Here is an 18,103-nt window from a genome sequence, read left to right on the forward strand (position 1 = left end):
CCCCTACGCCGCGCCTGATTCTTGCATTACACTGGCCGGCGTATATTCCTTAATCAATTGATGAGATGACCGTGCTCAAAGCACTCAAGAAAATGTTCGGTAAAAGCGAGACTGAGCAACTCGCGCCAGTCTCCAGCGCTCCGTCTCACCTCCCCAGCCACCGCACCGACGGTCATCAGCCTGGCCGGACCGCAGCCGCAGCGGTACCGAAGCACGCGCCGATGCCCACGCCGGCCGTCCAACCCGCCCCGGCCGTCGATGCCGAAGAACCGCTCAGCGAAGCCGCGAAACCTGCAAAACCACGTCGCGAACCCAAGCCGAAAGCACCGGTCATCCCCTGGAAACTCGAAGACTTCGCCGTCGAACCCCAGGAAGGCAAAACCCGCTTCCACGATTTCAAACTCGCCCCCGAACTGATGCATGCCATCCAGGACCTGGGCTTCCCGTATTGCACGCCGATCCAGGCGCAGGTACTGGGCTTTACCCTCGCAGGCAAAGACGCCATCGGTCGCGCCCAGACCGGCACAGGCAAAACCGCCGCGTTCCTGATTTCGATCATCACCCAGTTGCTGCAGACCCCGCCGCCGAAAGAGCGCTACATGGGTGAGCCGCGGGCGCTGATCATCGCGCCGACCCGGGAACTGGTGGTGCAGATCGCCAAGGACGCAGCCGACCTGACCAAATACACCGGCCTCAACGTCATGACGTTCGTGGGCGGCATGGACTTCGACAAGCAGCTCAAGCATCTCGAAGCCCGTCATTGCGACATCCTCGTCGCCACTCCGGGCCGTTTGCTGGACTTCAACCAGCGCGGCGACGTGCACCTGGACATGGTCGAAGTCATGGTCCTGGATGAAGCCGACCGGATGCTCGACATGGGTTTCATCCCACAAGTGCGTCAGATCATTCGCCAGACTCCGCCGAAGAACGAACGCCAGACGCTGCTGTTCTCCGCGACCTTCACCGAAGACGTGATGAACCTGGCCAAGCAATGGACCACCGACCCATCGATCGTCGAGATCGAGTCGCAGAACGTGGCCAGCGAAAACGTCGAACAGCACATCTACGCCGTAGCCGGTGCCGACAAGTACAAACTGCTCTACAACCTGGTCAACGACAACGGTTGGGAGCGGGTGATGGTGTTCGCCAACCGCAAGGATGAAGTGCGACGCATCGAAGAGCGCCTGGTGCGCGATGGCGTCAATGCCGCGCAGTTGTCCGGCGATGTGCCGCAGCACAAGCGCATCAAGACCCTGGAAGGCTTCCGCGAAGGCAAGATCCGCGTGCTGGTCGCCACCGACGTGGCCGGTCGCGGCATTCACATCGACGGCATCAGCCATGTGATCAACTTCACCTTGCCGGAAGTCCCGGACGACTACGTGCACCGCATCGGCCGTACCGGTCGGGCCGGCGCCGAGGGTGTCTCCATCAGTTTTGCCGGTGAAGACGACTCCTACCAGCTGCCGTCCATCGAGGCGCTGCTGGGCCGCAAGATCAGCTGTGAAACGCCACCGACGCATCTGCTGCGAGCGGTAGAGCGCAAGCGTCAGTAACTGCGGCGCATTGAAAAAAGGCGCAGCCGGAAACGGACTGCGCTTTTTTTTCGTCCCGAAATCACTGTAGGAGCGAGCTTGCTCCGGGCGGCGTTCCGACGATGGTCGTGAACGATAACGCGTAAAACCAGATGCCCCTCCGCGTCCTTGAGTTTTTCGCGAGCAAGCTCGCTCCTACAAAAGGCGCTTGCTCGATACAACTAAAAGTCCATAATGGACAAATTAGTTTATCCACTGCGGAGCCTGCCATGTCTAGTACGCCTTACGTGATCACCCAACATCAGGCCCGCGAACTGCTGGCACAGGTCGACGTGCCACAGATCCTGCGTAAATTGTTTCGCGACCTGGCCGCCGGGCAAGCGGTGCAGCCGGCGCAGCAACTGGTGGAGTTTCCCCAGGGTGCCGGCGACTTCATCAACTATCTGGGCGTGCTGGCGGAAGATAGCGTTTACGGGGTCAAGACTTCGCCTTACATCGTGCGTGAACAAGGTCCGCTGGTGACAGCCTGGACACTGTTGATGTCGATGCAGACCGGCCAGCCATTGCTGCTGTGCGATGCCGGCGAACTGACCACTGCCCGCACTGCGGCGACGACAGCCGTGGCGGTTGATGCCCTCGCGCCGCCCAAGGCGCAGCGCCTGGCGATTATCGGCAGCGGCAAGGTGGCCCAGGCGCATCTGCACTACGTCAAGGGCCTGCGCGACTGGCAGAGCATCAGCCTCTACTCGCCGAGCCTGGGCGGCAAGAACGCCGAAGCATTGGCATCGCTGCGCGCCCTCGACCCGCGGCTGACTGTCGTCGACAGTCGCGAAGCGGCCGTCCGGGACGCCGATGTCATCCTGCTCTGCACCTCGTCTGCAGGTCCGGTGATCGATCCTGGCGAGTTGAGCAAGCCGGCGCTGATCACTTCGATCAGCACCAACGCCCCACGCGCGCACGAAGTGCCGCCGCAGAGCCTCAATGACATGCAAGTGTTCTGCGACTATCGCCTGACCACGCCGGGGGCTGCCGGCGAGATGCTGATTGCCGGTGAACGGCATGGCTGGGACAAGCGCGCGATTGTCGGCGACCTGCCCGATCTGCTCAGCGGAAAAGTCCAGCGCCCGGACTACGACCGGCATGTGTTCTTCCGCTCCATTGGCCTGGGCCTGGAAGACATTGCGCTGGCTAACGCCATCTACCACCTGCATCCCTAACACCACCAACCCCTGTAGGAGCCGGCTTGCTGGCGATAGCATCACCGCGGTTAACCTGGAAACCGCGGCGCCTGCATCGCCAGCAAGCCGGCTCCTACAGGGGGCACCGACACCATCGGCATTTGCGCTCGACAGGAGACGTTCATGAGCCAGGCAGACTACATCATCATCGGCGGCGGGATTGCCGGCGCTTCCACCGGCTTCTGGCTGTCCCGGCAAGCCCGGGTGATTGTGCTCGAGCGCGAATCCCATCCGGCCTACCATTCCACCGGACGCTCGGCTGCCTTGTTCACCGCAGCCTATGGCACACCTCAAGTCCGAGCGTTGACCCAGGCCAGCCGTGAGTTCTTCGACGCCCCACCCGCCGGTTTCTGCGAACACCCGCTGCTGACCCCGCGCGGCGAGATGACCGTGGATTTCACTGGTGATCCGGCTGAACTGAACAAGCAATACCTCAGTGCCAAAGCTACAGTGCCGGAGATGCAACTGCTCAACGCCGACGAAGCCTGCGCGTGCCTGCCGATCCTGCGCCGGGAAAAAGTCCACGGCGCGATCTACGACCCGACCGCCAGCGATATCGACACCGATGCCTTGCACCAGGGGTACCTGCGCGGTATCCGCCGCAATCAGGGTGAGGTGCATACCGATTGCGAAGTCCTGAGTCTGACCCGTGATGCCGAAGGCATGTGGCAGGTGCAAACCAACGGCCAGACGTTCAGCGCCCCGATCATCATCAACGCCGCAGGCGCCTGGGCCGACAAGATCGGTGAGCTGGCAGGCGCCAGGCCACTGGGCCTGCAACCGAAACGGCGCGCGGCCTTCATCTTCGCTGGTCCCGAAGGCATGGACATCCACCACTGGCCGATGCTGGTCAGTCTCGACGAATCGTTCTACATGAAACCCGACGCCGGCATGTTCCTCGGCTCGCCGGCCAACGCCGACCCGGTGGAACCCCACGACGTTCAGCCCGAAGAGCTGGACATCGCGATGGGCATCTACCAGATCGAAGAAGCCACCACCCTGACCATCCGCCGACCGACCCGAACCTGGGCCGGCCTGCGCAGCTTCGTATCTGATGGCGATTTGCTGTCCGGCTTCGATCCGCAGGTACCCGGATTGTTCTGGGTCGCGGCACAAGGCGGCTACGGCATCCAGACCTCGCCCGCCATGGGCCAGGCGAGCGCCGCACTGGTTCGCGGTGAAGCCTTGCCCGAACAACTCACACGTTTTGGCCTGAGCGCCGCCATGCTCTCCCCCGCCCGCCTGGGCTGAGCGGCGTCCTCAGGTGACGTCTCGCCACGATTGCGGCACACTTCCAGCACCCCTCTTTCACAGGGGTGCAGATGCTGCCTGGAGCTCCATTATGAACGCCCACGAACAAGATCCGGCCCTGAATGGCTCTGCGCAGTCGCGTTTGCCGCTGGACAACTTCCGGGCGATTGCCGATGCCATCGCCACGCTGTTCTTCCCTCACGCCGAAGTGGTGCTGCACGATCTGCGCACGCAAAAGGTCGACTACATCGCCAATAACCTGTCGAAACGGGAAATCGGTGACGATTCGGCGCTGGAGGACATGCTCAGCGACGACGTCAGCGAACGCAACATCGGGCCTTACGAAAAGCTCAATTGGGATGGTCAGAAAATTCGCAGCCTCAGCAGTGTGCTGCGCGACAGCGAAGGTCATCCGCTGGCCGTGCTGTGCATCAATCTGAATATTTCGCTGTTCGAGAATGCCAAGGCGGCGCTGGATCTGTTCCTGTCGCCGAGCAAGTTGATTCCGCAACCGGATTCACTGTTTCGCGATGACTGGCAGGAGCGGATCAATACCTTCCTCCACGCCTGGCTGCGCGAGCGCCAACTGAGCCTGAACCTGCTGACCCGCGACCACAAACGCGAACTGGTGCTGGCCCTGCACGCCGAAGGCGCCTTCAAAGGCAAAAGTGCCTCCAACTATGTGGCGAACGTGCTGAACATGGGGCGGGCGACGGTGTACAAGCATTTGAAGGAATTGAAGGGGTGATACGAACAGGCCGGTCCGCGCAGATCACGGGATTTGATGCGAATCGGAACCTGTAGGAGCCGGCTTGCCGGCGAAGGCGTCTTCAAGATCGCTATCGCCGGCAAGCCGGGCGCCTACGGGTACCCGGAGCTTATTCCAATGCCGAAGCCGGCCCGAAGAACTCGTAGCGGCTTTGCTTCTCCGGTACGCCCAAGGCCTTGAGGTGCCCCTTGACCGCCGTCATGAACCCTTTAGGCCCAAGAAAGTAGGCATCCAGGTCGCGCTGCTGCGGCAACCACTCGCCCAGTTGCTCCTGGCTCAACAGCCCGACCTTGTCCGCCGCCGGGCTGACACCGTCATCTTCGTCGTAGCAATAAAAACGCTTGAGCTGCGGATGACGCTCGGCCAGGCCGTCGATCCAGTCGCGGAAGGCATGGACGCTGCCGTTGCGAGCGCAGTGGATAAAGTGCACCGGGCGCTCGGTCGCCAGCGCGGCTTCGAGCATCGGCAGGGTCGGGGTGATGCCGACGCCACCGCTGATCAGCACCAACGGCTTGTCGCTGGCTGTCAGGGTGAACTCGCCCGATGGCGGAAACAGCTGGATGCTGGAACCGACATGCAGCTGATCGTGCAGGTGATTGGAGGCGCGGCCGCCCTCTTCGCGCTTGACGCTGATGCGGTACTGGCCTTTGTTGGCCAGGGCCGACAGCGAATAATTACGGCGAATCTCTTCGCCATCGAGGATCAGCTTCATGCCGATGTACTGGCCGGGTTCTGCCGCCAGAATGGCGCCTTTGTCCGCTGGTTCGAAGTAGAACGAAGTGATTTCCGCGCTCTCTTCAACCTTGGCCACCACGATGAATTCCCGCGCCCCGCGCCAGCCGCCGGGCGCCTGTTCTTTCTGATCGTAGATGCTGGTTTCGGCACCGATCAGGATGTCGGCCAATTGACCGTAGGCCGCACCCCAGGCGGCCATTACTTGCGGCGTGGCGATCTCGTCACCCAGCACTTCGGAGATGGCGCGCAGCAGGCAGCTGCCGACGATCGGGTAGTGTTCCGGCAGAATCTGCAGGGCGACATGCTTGTTGATGATCTTGGCCACCAGATCGCCCAGTTGGTCGAGCTGGTCGATGTGTCGCGCATACATCAGGACACCGTTGGCCAAGGCACGGGGCTGATCGCCGCTGGCCTGGTGAGCCTGGTTGAACAATGGACGCACCTCCGGGTATTCGGAGAGCATCATGCGGTAGAAGTGAGTGATCAAGGCTTCGCCACCGCTTTCCAGCAACGGCACGGTAGATTTGACGATTGCACGGTCTTGAACGCTAAGCATTAAATGACTCCTGAACGACGGGTTTCTATCTGGATGACCTAGAACAATCAGTTTTCATGCCAACAATTAAACCGTTATAAATCAACAACTTAATAATTTTATAGTCATAAAGACACAGCCTGCCTTATAGTCATACCGACTACATGGAGTCACTATGACTGCAAAATCCCTGTTGACCGCCCTGCTGCCTCTGGTCTCGGACCTGTCCCGCGAACTGCCCGAAGGCGAGCGCTATCGGCGCCTGCTCGAAGCCATGCGTGCCCTGCTGCCTTGCGATGCCGCGGCCCTGCTGCGCATCGATGGCGAATGGCTGGTGCCGCTGGCCGTCGACGGGTTGAGCACCGACACCCTCGGTCGACGTTTCAAGATCAGCGAGCACCCGCGATTCGAAGCCTTGCTCAGCAGCCCGGGGCCAACCCGGTTCGCTGCCGACAGTGATTTGCCCGACCCCTACGACGGTCTGGTCGATGGCCTTGAGGAGCATCTGGAAGTCCACGACTGCATCGGCTGCCCGCTGTTTATCGACGAACGCCCCTGGGGGTTGCTGACCCTCGATGCACTCGACCCCGAGCGCTTCGAACCGATCGAACTGGACGCCCTGCAAGCCTTCGCCAGCCTCGCTGCCGCCACGGTCAACGCCGCCGAGCGCATCGAACGCCTGGCCAATCGTGTCGAAGACGAACATCAGCGCGCAGAGGTGTATCGCCAGGCCAGCGGCCAGCAGAACCGCGAGATGATCGGCCAGAGCAAGGCCCACAAACGGTTGGTGGAAGAGATCAATCTGGTGGGCGGCAGCGATCTGACCGTGCTGATCACCGGCGAAACCGGGGTCGGCAAGGAGCTGGTGGCCCAGGCCATCCACGCCGCATCGCCCCGGGCCGACAAGCCGATCATCAGCCTCAACTGCGCCGCATTGCCGGAGACACTGGTGGAGAGTGAACTGTTTGGTCACGTCCGCGGGGCCTTTACCGGAGCGATGAACGATCGGCGCGGCAAGTTCGAATTGGCCAATGGCGGCACGCTGTTCCTCGATGAAGTCGGCGAGCTGTCCCTGACAGTGCAGGCCAAATTGCTACGCGTCTTGCAAAGCGGTCAGCTGCAGCGCCTGGGCTCGGACACGGAGCATCAGGTTGACGTGCGATTGATTGCCGCGACCAATCGCGACCTGGCCGAGGAAGTGCGCAGCGGTCGCTACCGCGCCGACTTTTACCACCGGCTGAGTGTCTACCCATTGCTGGTGCCGGCATTGCGCGATCGCGGGCGCGATGTGCTGCTGCTCAGCGGCTTTTTCCTGGAGCAGAACCGCTCGCGCATGGGGCTCAACAGCCTGCGCCTGAGCAACGACGCCCAGGCTGCATTGCTGGCGTATGCGTGGCCAGGGAATGTGCGGGAACTGGAGCACTTGATCGGCCGCAGTGCGCTGAAAGCCTTGGGTAACTGCAAGGAACGGCCGAAGATCCTCAGCTTGAGTGCAGCAGACCTGGATTTGCCCAATGGCAGTGTTGAAGTCGTATCCGAGCAACCGACAGCGGCCCCCGTGGCATTGGTGTCGGGGGATCTACGCGAGGCCACCGAACATTATCAGCGCCAATTGATCGGCGCCTGCCTGGAACGCCATCACAACAATTGGGCGAGTGCGGCGCGGGAGCTGGGCCTGGACCGGGCGAATCTTGGGCGGATGGCCAAAAGACTGGGCATGAAATGAGAACACCTCGCCGCAGTATTCATCCTTTGGGTATTTGGCCTAAAGCCTGCCCCCGACAAGTCGATAACCCGGCATTGATAGTTGTCGGCGATCCCGCGATCGCCAACCCCACCTTTTTCCCCAGAAGGTTTTTATGTCCTCCAACAACGCCCGCGCAGACTCACTATCGCTTTTGCTGTTTACCTTGCGCAGCGGCAAGCTGATGGCGATCAATCTGCTGAAAGTCAGCGAAATCATCCCCTGCCCGCCTCTGACACGGTTGCCGGAATCGCACCCCCACGTCAAAGGCATCGCCACCCTGCGCGGGACTGCACTGTCGGTGATCGACCTCAGCCGCGCCATCGGCGAGCGGCCCCTGGAAGACCCGAACGGTGGCTGCCTGATCGTCACCGATGTCAGCCGCTCCAAGCAGGGCCTGCACGTTCAGGCAGTGAGCAAGATCGTCCATTGCCTGTCCACCGACATCCGTCCACCCCCCTTCGGTTCCGGCGGTGTGCGTTCGTACATCACCGGCGTGACTTCGGTCGACGGCACCCTGGTGCAGGTGCTCGACATCGAAAAAGTCATCCACGGCATCGCCCCGGCGCAGATCGAAACGGCTCCGACCGAATTGAGCATGGAAGATGCCGAAATCCTCGGCAATGCACGGATCCTGGTGGTCGATGACAGCCAGGTTGCCCTGCAACAATCGGTGCACACCCTGCGCAACCTCGGGCTGCAATGCCACACCGCGCGCAGCGCCAGGGAAGCCATCGACTGCCTGCTGGACCTGCAAGGCACCGCCCAGCAGATCAACCTGATCGTCTCGGACATCGAAATGTCGGAGATGGATGGTTATGCCTTTACCCGCACCCTGCGCGAGACGCCGGACTTCTCGCACCTTTATGTGCTGCTGCACACCTCGCTGAACAGTGCCATGAACAGCGAAAAAGCCCGATTGGCCGGGGCCAATGCGGTACTCACCAAGTTCTCCTCGCCAGAACTGACCAAATGCCTGATCGAAGCGGCCAAGGCCGTCGCCGAACAAGGTCATTGAGCCTTGATCGGGAATTTTTACTTTCTGCTGCGGCGCAACCTGGCCGAGGCTCTGCCCGTTATCACCTGGCCTCAAGGGATTGTCCTGAGCGCCTACCACCCCGAACTGGCGCATGCCGTGCATCACTTGATGCAACGGGGCCATCAGGAAGGTGGCGGTCGCGTGCCGGCGCTGGAGGTCTGGCAACAGCGTTTCGAAACCGACCCCGAGTACGATCCGGCCTTGTGCTTCATCGCCCAGGATGCCGATGGCATCGTGGGCGTGTGCCAATGCTGGACCAGCGCCTTTATCAAGAACCTGGTGGTGCATCCGCGAGTTCAGGGCCAGGGATTGGGACGCGCTTTGCTGCTGCATGCTTTCAGCGTGTTTCAGCAGCGGCGCGAAGGTTATGTGGATTTGAAGGTATTGGAGAGCAATCTTCGGGCTCAGCGGTTGTATGAAAGTGCCGGGATGTATGTGGTCCGCCGGGAACCGGTTCCGGTCTGACACACCGCCATCGCGGGCAAGCCACGCTCCCACAGGATGTATGTCGTTCGCGAAGGATGAATACGACACAAAACCTGTGGGAGCGTGGCTTGCCCGCGAAGTGGCCGACACATTCAACACACAACCATCAGGCATACTCCAGGCATTCGGCCAACCAAATGCCCAAGGATGCCTCAACCATGAAACCTGCCACCTTGACCTTCCTCTGCCTCACCGTCCTCGCCACCCAGGCCCACGCCTCCAGCCCCGACGCCTGGGCGGCCTACGACAAAGCCGTGCTCGCCGGGTGCACCAAGGCCAGCGGCCTGAAAAATGCCAAACCCGTCGGCGACGCCGCACAGTTCGATGACCGGGTCGGCTACACCGCAGTGCTGCTGCAAGGCCAATACCCGCAAAAACACATGAAAGGCCAGCAAGGCACCGAGCTGTGCCTGTTCAACAAAAAAAGCAAAACCGCCTACGTGACCGAGTGGAACTCCATCCGCCCAACCGCCAAGGCGCAGTGACTGGCGCATTACTTGCTTCGACACCCGCCTCAACGGTGGCTTTCTGTCGCCATTTCATGTCTCACATGCGACCGGCTGCTCAATGAATACGACGTTTTCCTGCGTAGGGTGCGGCAAGTGCTGCAACGACCACCACGTCCCCCTGACCCTGGCCGAGAGCCGGATGTGGGCGGCCGACGGCGGTCAGGTCATCGTGCTGGTGGAAGGTTTCCTGAGCAATGGCCTGGGTCTGCCAATGGAGCAACGCGAACACGCCGAACGCCGTTCGGCGCGGGTTCGCAGCGGTGCATCCGAGGCCTGCGTGGCGATCACCTTTGCCGCCTACAACGCCGGCCCTTGCCGGAATCTTGACGAAGACAAACGCTGCCGCATTTACGAGCGCCGACCGCTGGTGTGCCGTATCTATCCGATGGAAATCAATCCGCATATCCCCCTGAATACAACGATGAAGGAATGTCCCCCCGAGTCATGGGAAAAAGGGCCGGATCTGATTGTGGGTGGTGAATTGGTGGATCAGGCGTTGGGGGAATTGATCCAGCACTCCCGTCAGGCGGATCGCGATGAGATTCAGACCAAGGATGCCATTTGCGCGTTACTGGGTATTCGCACGACAGCACTGAAAGGCGATGGCTTCACCGCTTACCTGCCGGACATGGCGGCGTTTGCTTCAGTGATCGACCAGGTGGCTGGGAAGACGCTGGATGACTGGGGCAGCGAATGGACGTTCCATGTGTCTGGCGATGAAATCGCCGGGCAAGTGCTGGAGGCTGGGGCGCAGGTGGCGACTGATGAGCCGTTGAATTATGCGTTTATTTCGTTGCGGGCGGCTTGATTCGAAAGGTGTGTCGCCTGTGATGCCGTCTTCGTCGGAACGCCGCCCGGAGCGGGCTTGCTCCGGGCGGCGTTCCGACGAAGGCGGCAGACCAGACACCGCAGAACTTAAACCTTAACGCTTGCCCATCGAACGACGAGTCCCGGGAGGCGCAGCGCCCGGCGTCTTGGTATGGCCATTCTTCGCGCCATTCTTGTACCAGGGCTGACTGGCATTCTTCGCTGCGGCCAGTTCGCCCGGTTTGAACGGGAACTTGAACGCAGGAATCGCGGCTTTGGTTTCGCTGTCTGCGCTGGAGTCGACGCTGTCTGGCAGGTCTGCCTGGTCGTCGCTCGAGGCGTCGGCAACCGGCGGTTGTGTCGGGGAAGTCATGAAAGCTCCGGGTGATGCAATAGAGTCGGGCCCGGTCAGCGAGCCGCGAAAGGCGGCAGTATACCTCCCCACGATCCTGTAGGAGCGAGCTTGCTCGCGAAAAACGTCCAGGCACCGCGTTCATCCAGGCAGCCTGCGTTATCGTTAACGTCCTTCGCGAGCAAGCTCGCTCCTACAGGGGGCCATTACAGTCACCACAACCCCCAAACTGACAGCGCCGTCAGTTACCGGTCACCTTCCTGACGGGCAAACAGGTTTATAAAGGAAGGTATACACCAGACAAAACTCCGACCACCCAGCCCGGCGCCCCACTCGCATGCGAATTCAGAAAAAAACCGCCGTGTTCGTCGGTCTGCTGATAGCACTGGCAGCGCTGGGCACCTGGTACCTCACCAAGCCCGCCACGGCAAAACTGGCCGCCCCCACCGCCATCCCCGTGCGGGTGGTCGCCGTCGTCGAAAAAGATGTGCCTCGTTACGTCAGTGGCATCGGCTCGGTATTGTCCCTGCACAGCGTCGTGGTACGCCCGCAGATCGACGGCATTCTCACCCGAATCCTGGTCAAGGAAGGCCAGCTGGTGAATGAAGGCGACCTGCTGGCGACCATCGACGACCGCTCGATCCGCGCCAGTCTCGATCTGGCCAAGGCGCAGTTGGGCGAAAGTCAGGCGCAGTTGCAGGTCGCGCAGGTCAACCTCAAGCGCTACAAATTGCTGAGCGTCGACGACGGCGTTTCCAAACAGACCTACGACCAGCAACAAGCCCTGGTCAACCAACTCAAGGCCACCGCCCAGGGCAATCAGGCCTCCATCGACGCCGTCCAGGTGCAGCTTTCCTACACGCAGATTCGCTCCCCGGTCAGCGGTCGCGTCGGGATTCGTACGGTGGACGAAGGCAACTTCCTGCGCATGAGCGACACCCAAGGCTTGTTCACCGTGACCCAGATCGACCCCATCGCCGTCGAGTTCTCCCTGCCGCAGCAAATGCTGCCGACCCTGCAGGGCTTGATCAACGATCCACAGCGAGCCCGGGTCAAGGCCTACATCGGTGCCGACACTGACGGCGAAACCGGCAACCTGCTGGGTGAAGGTCATCTGACCCTGATCGACAACCAGATCAACGCCAACACCGGAACCATCCGCGCCAAGGCCGAATTCAACAACGCCGGGCAAAAACTCTGGCCGGGCTTGCTGGTGACGGTAAAGATTCAGACGGCGCTGGATAAAGACGCCCTGGTGGTTCCGCCCACTGTCGTACAACGCGGCCTGGATCAACATTTCGTCTACCGGGTCAAGGGTGACAAAGTCGAAACGGTCCAGGTGCAAATGGTCCACCAAGGCAGCGGCCAGGACATCATCAAAGGCGTCCATCCGGGTGACGTGCTGGTCAGTGATGGCCAGTCGCGCCTCAAGCAAGGTTCCACCGTCCAGGTACTGACCGAACCGCCCCAAGTGGTGCAATCGCAGGCACAACCATGAAGGGTCATGGCTCGGTTTCAGCGTGGTGCATCGATCATCCGGTGGCGACGATCCTGCTGACTTTCGCCTTGGTATTGCTCGGTGTCATCGCCTTTCCGCGCCTGCCGATCGCGCCGCTGCCGGAAGCTGAATTCCCGACCATCCAGGTGGCCGCACAATTGCCCGGCGCCAGTCCGGAAACCATGGCATCGTCGGTCGCCACACCGCTTGAAGTGCAATTCAGTGCCATCCCCGGCGTGACCCAGATGACCTCGAGCAGCGCCCTGGGTTCGACCAACCTGACCCTGCAGTTCACCCTCGACAAAAGCATCGACACCGCCGCCCAGGAAGTCCAGGCGGCGATCAACACCGCCGCCGGCAAACTGCCCAAGGACATGCCGACCCTGCCCACCTGGCGCAAGGTCAACCCGGCCGACAGCCCGGTGCTGATCCTCAGCATCAACTCGACCCGGATGCCTGGCACGGAACTCAGCGACCTGGTCGAAACCCTGCTCTCCCGTCAGATCAGCCAGATCGATGGCGTAGGCCAGATCAACATCACCGGCCAGCAACGTCCGGCCATCCGCGTCCAGGCTTCGGCGGACAAACTAGCCGCGATCGGCCTGACCCTGGCGGACATTCGCCTGGCGTTGCAACAGACCAGCCTCAACCTGGCCAAAGGTGCGTTGTACGGTGAGTCGAGCATTTCGACCCTGTCCACCAACGACCAGTTATTCCACCCTGAGGAATACAGCCAACTCATCGTTTCCTACAAAGACGGTGCACCTGTTCATCTCAGAGATGTCGCGAAAGTGGTCAACGGCTCGGAAAACGCCTACGTCCAGGCCTGGGCCGGGGATCAACCGGGCGTCAACCTGGTGATCTTCCGTCAGCCGGGGGCCAACATCGTCGAGACCGTAGACCGGATCCAGGCGGCCTTGCCGACGCTGGAGGCCATGCTGCCCGCCTCGGTCCAGGTCGGGGTGCTGGTCGACCGGACCCAGACCATCCGCGCCTCGTTGCACGAAGTGGAAATCACCTTGCTGATTGCGATCATGCTGGTGGTCGCGGTGATGGCGATGTTCCTGCGCCAACTGTCGGCGACACTGATCGTCACCGCCGTGCTCGGTGTGTCGTTGATCGCCAGTTTCGCCCTGATGTACATCATGGGCTTCAGCCTGAACAACCTGACCCTGGTGGCGATCGTGGTGGCCGTGGGGTTTGTGGTCGACGATGCGATCGTGGTGGTGGAAAACATCCACCGGCACCTGGAGGCGGGCGACGGCATGCGCGAAGCGGCGATCAAGGGCGCCGGCGAAATCGGGTTTACCGTGGTCTCGATCAGTTTCTCTCTGGTGGCGGCGTTCATTCCGCTGCTGTTCATGGGCGGCGTGGTCGGGCGATTGTTCAAGGAGTTCGCCCTGACCGCGACTTCGACCATCATGATTTCAGTGGTGGTGTCCCTGACGCTGGCGCCGACCCTCGCGGCACTGTTCATGCGGGCGCCGGTGCACCACGCCCATGACAAACCGGGTTTCGGCGAACGCTTGCTGGCGTGGTATGAAAAAGGCCTGCGCCGCGCCCTCGCCCATCAGACGTTGATGATCGGCGTGTTCGGTCTGTCCCTGGTGCTGGCCATCACCGGTTACATCTTTATCCCCAAGGGCTTCTTCCCGGTGCAGGACACCGGCTTTGTCCTCGGCACCACCGAGGCGGCCGCTGATATTTCCTACGGCGACATGGTGAAAAAACACCTGGCGATGGCCGAAATCGTCGCTGCCGATCCGGCCGTGGAAGCGTTTTCCCACTCGGTCGGCGTCTCGGGCAGCAACCAGACCATCGCCAACGGACGCTTCTGGATCTCCCTGAAAAAACGCGGCGACCGCGACGTCTCTGCCAGTGAGTTCATCGACCGGATTCGTCCGCAACTGATGAAGGTGCCGGGCATCGTGCTGTACTTGCGCGCCGGCCAGGACATCAACCTCAGTTCCGGCCCGAGTCGCGCCCAGTACCAATACGTGCTCAAGAGCAACGACGGCGCGACCCTCAGCACCTGGACCCAGCGGTTGACGGAAAAACTGCGCGGCAATCCGGCCTTTCGCGACGTGTCCAACGACTTGCAACTGGGCGGCAGCATTACCCACATCAACATCGATCGTAGCGCGGCGGCCCGTTTCGGCCTGACCGCCAGTGATGTCGACGAAGCACTGTACGACGCCTTCGGCCAGCGGCAAATCAATGAATTCCAGACCCAGACCAACCAATACAACGTGATCCTGGAACTGGACACCAAACAACGCGGCAAAGCCGAAAGCCTCAACTACTTCTACCTGCGCTCGCCATTGAGCGGTGAAATGGTGCCGCTCTCGGCACTGGCGAAATTCGATGCGCCGACCATCGGCCCGCTGTCCATTGCCCATGACGGCATGTTCCCGGCTGCCAATCTGTCGTTCAACCTGGCCTCGGGTGTGGCCTTGGGCGATGCGGTGATCATGCTCGATCAGGCCAAGGCCGAAATCGGCATGCCGACGGCCATCAGCGGTAATTTCCAGGGCGCGGCCCAGGCATTCCAGAGTTCGCTGGCCAGCCAGCCGTGGCTGATTCTCGCGGCGCTGGTGGCGGTGTACATCATTCTCGGCGTGCTCTACGAGAGCTTCGTGCATCCGCTGACGATCATCTCGACCCTGCCGTCGGCGGGGCTCGGCGCGGTAATCATGCTATGGATCTGGGGCCAGGACTTTTCGATCATGGCGCTGATCGGGCTTGTGCTGTTGATCGGGATCGTCAAGAAAAACGGCATCCTGATGATCGATTTCGCCCTCGAAGCCCAGCGCAAAGGCGGCCTGCCAGCGGAAGAGGCGATCTACCAGGCCTGCCTCACCCGGTTTCGGCCGATCATCATGACCACCCTCGCCGCCCTGCTCGGCGCACTGCCGCTGATGCTCGGCTACGGCACCGGCGCCGAACTGCGCCAGCCGTTGGGGATCGCGGTCGTCGGCGGCCTGCTGGTGAGCCAGGCGCTGACGTTGTTCACCACTCCGGTCATATACTTGTGGCTCGAGCGGCTATTCCATCGGCCTAAAGCCGCACCAGTCCCGGTGCTGGCGACCACAGACTGAGGCGGGGTCATGCGCGTTCTGATTATCGAAGACGAGGAAAAAACCGCGGACTATCTGCATCGCGGCCTGACGGAGCAGGGTTACACCGTTGACTTGGCGCGCGACGGCGTCGGCGGCTTGCACATGGCGCTGGAAAGCGACTACGCGGTGATCGTCCTCGACGTCATGCTGCCGGGCCTCGACGGCTTCGGCGTACTGCGCGCGTTGCGTGCGCGCAAGCAAACCCCGGTGATCATGCTCACCGCCCGGGAGCGCGTGGAAGACCGCATCAAAGGCCTGCGCGACGGCGCCGACGATTACCTCGGCAAACCGTTCTCCTTCCTGGAGCTGGTGGCGCGCCTGCAAGCCCTGACCCGCCGCAGCGGCGGCCACGAGCCGGTGCAAGTCAGCATCGCCGACCTGTGGATCGACTTGATCAGCCGCAAGGCCACCCGCGCCGGCATGCGCCTGGACCTGACGGCCAAGGAGTTCTCGCTGCTGAGCGTGCTGGCCCGCCGACAAGGTGAAATCCTCTCGAAAACCGCCATCGCCGAGATGGTCTGGGACATCAATTTCGACAGCGACGCCAACGTGGTCGAAGTCGCGATCAAACGCTTGCGGGCCAAGCTCGACGGGCCGTTCGAAGAGAAACTGCTGCACACCATCCGTGGCATGGGTTATGTGCTGGAGAGCCGTGGTGTCCAGTAACAGCATTGCCCTGCGCTTGAGCGGGATGTTTACGCTGGTGGCGCTGTTGGTGTTTCTGTTGATCGGCTGGGCCTTGTACCAGCAGGTCGATAAAGGCCTGGGCCTGCTGCCCGAAGCCGAGCTGGATGCGCGCTACAGCGTGCTCGAATCCACCGTCGGGCGTTACGGCACGCCGGAGCATTGGGTCAAGATCAACAACAAGCTCAAGCTGCTCGGTGAAGAAGACAAGCGCATCAGTTTCTGGATCATCAGCGGCAACCCCCAATACGAATACGGCCACCTGACGCCGCAGATTCGCGCCTTTGCCCAAGGGCCTCTGGGCATGCGCGACCTGAAACTGCCGGATCAGCCTTATCCGTTGAAAGTGCTGGTCAGCCAGTTTCCGGCCAAGGACCAGCGACCGCCACTGCGTTTCATGATCGGCATCGACACCGAAACGTTTTTACAAACCCAGCACCACTTGTTGATCGCCCTGATCAGCCTGGCAATCATAGGTGTCTTACTGGCTTCGGCACTCGGTTATTGGGTGGCGCGGATCGGCCTCAAGCCACTGATCAAACTGTCTCAGGAAGCCCAGCGCCTGGCCCCGCCTTTGCGTTCCGGGCGGTTGCGACTGGCTTCACTGCCGCCGGAGCTCAATCAGTTCGTCAACTCGTTCAACTCCACCCTCGAACGGGTCGAACAGGCCTACTCGCGCCTGGAATCGTTCAACGCCGACGTCGCCCACGAACTGCGCTCGCCGCTGACCAACCTGATCGGCCAGACCCAGGTGGCACTGACCCGGGGCCGTTCCGCCGAACACTACTTCGAAGTGCTGCAATCGAACCTCGAAGAGCTTGAACGGCTGCGGTCGATCATCAATGACATGCTGTTTCTCGCCAGTGCAGACCAAGGCAGCAAGGCCACCAAGCTGACGTCCACCTCCCTGGCGGACGAAGTGGCAACCACCCTGGAATACCTGGATTTCATCCTCGAAGACGCCCAGGTCCAGGTCCAGGTCAGTGGCGACGCCCAGGTGCGGATCGAAATAGCGCATCTGCGTCGGGCATTGATCAACCTGCTGAACAATGCTGTGCAGCACACCGAACCCGGGCAAGTGATCCAGGTGCGGATCGAGGCCGAGGCGCATCAAGTCAGCATCGGCGTCGCGAACCCGGGATCGCCGATTGCCAGCGAGCATCTGCCGCGACTGTTCGAGCGTTTCTATCGGGTCGATGCTTCGCGCAGCAACAGTGGCAACAACCACGGCCTGGGCCTGGCGATCGTCAAGGCGATTGCACTGATGCATGGCGGGGATGTGTTTGTGCGAAGCGATCACGGCATGAATATTTTCGGCATTCACCTCCCGGTCTGACGCCCCCCCTGTAGGAGCTGGCTTGCCAGCGAAGAGGCCCTCGAGCCTTGCACCGCCCATGAGGACGCCTTCGCCAGCAAGCCGGCTCCTACAGATGCGATCCTTGTATTTTGCGCAACAGTCCTTTCATGAATCCGCTCTTTTTCCCCGCCTCATTGCGCCTTATCTTTGCCGCACCAAACAGCACTTGCCAAGCAAGAAGGTTTTAAAGATGTCCAACACCATGGGTATTGCCAGCGCTTTCGTTTTGTCCTCGTTATTCCTGTCTCCGGTCGCCATGGCTGAAGAGTCGCAGACTTTCGCCGCGCACAACGATGCACGTGCTGCAGCGTTCGAAGAGTATCAGAGCGAAATGACGGCCAAGGCTCAGGATGCCGCGCAAACCCCTCAGGCGTCGACCAATCGGGCCCGGACCGGTCTGGAGAAAGACAGCTGACCGTTGGAAAACACTCTGTTTCCCTCGACACTT

At 61.3% G+C, this 18,103-nt stretch carries 16 protein-coding genes; 14 read left to right on the top strand and 2 right to left on the bottom strand.

The window, feature by feature from the left end; all coding sequences use genetic code 11:
* Positions 1 to 65 precede the first annotated feature (65 nt).
* The 4 genes from rhlB (at position 66) to J2W17_RS21365 (ending at position 4,769) form a co-directional block, all read left to right on the top strand.
* Positions 66 to 1,553 carry an ATP-dependent RNA helicase RhlB gene (gene rhlB / locus J2W17_RS21350; RefSeq protein ID WP_307338861.1) on the top strand — a complete coding sequence of 496 codons (1,488 nt, stop codon included), beginning with the start codon at positions 66 to 68 and terminating at the stop codon, positions 1,551 to 1,553.
* Between the two features lie 248 nt (positions 1,554 to 1,801).
* Positions 1,802 to 2,749, top strand: a complete 948-nt coding sequence (locus J2W17_RS21355; RefSeq protein WP_307338864.1) for an ornithine cyclodeaminase family protein — start codon at positions 1,802 to 1,804, stop codon at positions 2,747 to 2,749.
* A gap of 144 nt (positions 2,750 to 2,893) precedes the next feature.
* Positions 2,894 to 4,021, top strand: coding sequence for an NAD(P)/FAD-dependent oxidoreductase (locus J2W17_RS21360; RefSeq protein WP_307338867.1), 1,128 nt, complete (start codon positions 2,894 to 2,896; stop codon positions 4,019 to 4,021).
* A gap of 91 nt (positions 4,022 to 4,112) precedes the next feature.
* Complete coding sequence (locus J2W17_RS21365; protein WP_307338870.1) at positions 4,113 to 4,769, top strand: helix-turn-helix transcriptional regulator; 657 nt, start codon at positions 4,113 to 4,115, stop codon at positions 4,767 to 4,769.
* Between the two features lie 130 nt (positions 4,770 to 4,899).
* On the opposite strand, the gene hmpA is transcribed toward J2W17_RS21365, so the two are convergent.
* Complete coding sequence (hmpA, locus tag J2W17_RS21370) at positions 4,900 to 6,081, bottom strand: NO-inducible flavohemoprotein (RefSeq protein WP_307338873.1); 1,182 nt, start codon at positions 6,079 to 6,081, stop codon at positions 4,900 to 4,902.
* A 154-nt stretch (positions 6,082 to 6,235) separates the two neighbouring features.
* On the opposite strand from hmpA, the gene norR reads away from it, so the two are divergent.
* From norR to J2W17_RS21395, 5 genes are all read left to right on the top strand, one after another.
* Complete coding sequence (gene norR / locus J2W17_RS21375) at positions 6,236 to 7,786, top strand: nitric oxide reductase transcriptional regulator NorR (RefSeq protein ID WP_307338876.1); 1,551 nt, start codon at positions 6,236 to 6,238, stop codon at positions 7,784 to 7,786.
* A 133-nt stretch (positions 7,787 to 7,919) separates the two neighbouring features.
* Complete coding sequence (locus tag J2W17_RS21380; RefSeq protein WP_307338880.1) at positions 7,920 to 8,822, top strand: chemotaxis protein CheV; 903 nt, start codon at positions 7,920 to 7,922, stop codon at positions 8,820 to 8,822.
* 27 nt (positions 8,823 to 8,849) lie between these two features.
* Positions 8,850 to 9,308 (top strand): GNAT family N-acetyltransferase, encoded by a 459-nt coding sequence (locus J2W17_RS21385; RefSeq protein ID WP_307339282.1) that lies wholly within the window; start codon positions 8,850 to 8,852, stop codon positions 9,306 to 9,308.
* Positions 9,309 to 9,487: 179 nt separating this feature from the next.
* On the top strand, positions 9,488 to 9,814 hold the full coding sequence (locus J2W17_RS21390; protein WP_307338883.1) for a hypothetical protein: 327 nt from the start codon (positions 9,488 to 9,490) through the stop codon (positions 9,812 to 9,814).
* 82 nt (positions 9,815 to 9,896) lie between these two features.
* Positions 9,897 to 10,646, top strand: coding sequence for a YkgJ family cysteine cluster protein (locus J2W17_RS21395; protein WP_307338886.1), 750 nt, complete (start codon positions 9,897 to 9,899; stop codon positions 10,644 to 10,646).
* A 114-nt stretch (positions 10,647 to 10,760) separates the two neighbouring features.
* On the opposite strand, the gene J2W17_RS21400 is transcribed toward J2W17_RS21395, so the two are convergent.
* A complete protein-coding gene (locus tag J2W17_RS21400) occupies positions 10,761 to 11,018 on the bottom strand; it encodes a hypothetical protein (protein ID WP_150797371.1) in 258 nt (85 codons plus the stop codon).
* Between the two features lie 316 nt (positions 11,019 to 11,334).
* Here J2W17_RS21400 and J2W17_RS21405 point away from each other — a divergent pair, with 316 nt between their 5' ends.
* From J2W17_RS21405 to J2W17_RS21425, 5 genes are all read left to right on the top strand, one after another.
* On the top strand, positions 11,335 to 12,495 hold the full coding sequence (locus J2W17_RS21405; RefSeq protein WP_307338890.1) for an efflux RND transporter periplasmic adaptor subunit: 1,161 nt from the start codon (positions 11,335 to 11,337) through the stop codon (positions 12,493 to 12,495).
* Positions 12,492 to 15,593 (top strand): multidrug efflux RND transporter permease subunit, encoded by a 3,102-nt coding sequence (locus J2W17_RS21410; protein WP_307338893.1) that lies wholly within the window; start codon positions 12,492 to 12,494, stop codon positions 15,591 to 15,593. The genes J2W17_RS21405 and J2W17_RS21410 overlap by 4 nt, the downstream gene beginning before the upstream one ends.
* A gap of 9 nt (positions 15,594 to 15,602) precedes the next feature.
* Positions 15,603 to 16,280 (top strand): heavy metal response regulator transcription factor, encoded by a 678-nt coding sequence (locus tag J2W17_RS21415; RefSeq protein ID WP_307338896.1) that lies wholly within the window; start codon positions 15,603 to 15,605, stop codon positions 16,278 to 16,280.
* Positions 16,270 to 17,634, top strand: a complete 1,365-nt coding sequence (locus tag J2W17_RS21420; RefSeq protein WP_307338900.1) for a heavy metal sensor histidine kinase — start codon at positions 16,270 to 16,272, stop codon at positions 17,632 to 17,634. The genes J2W17_RS21415 and J2W17_RS21420 overlap by 11 nt, the downstream gene beginning before the upstream one ends.
* Before the next feature lie 211 nt (positions 17,635 to 17,845).
* Positions 17,846 to 18,070 carry a hypothetical protein gene (locus J2W17_RS21425; RefSeq protein WP_307338903.1) on the top strand — a complete coding sequence of 75 codons (225 nt, stop codon included), beginning with the start codon at positions 17,846 to 17,848 and terminating at the stop codon, positions 18,068 to 18,070.
* The last annotated feature ends 33 nt before the right edge of the window (positions 18,071 to 18,103 follow it).

This window comes from Pseudomonas lini (assembly GCF_030812475.1).
Taxonomy (GTDB): Bacteria; Pseudomonadota; Gammaproteobacteria; order Pseudomonadales; family Pseudomonadaceae; genus Aquipseudomonas; species Aquipseudomonas lini_A.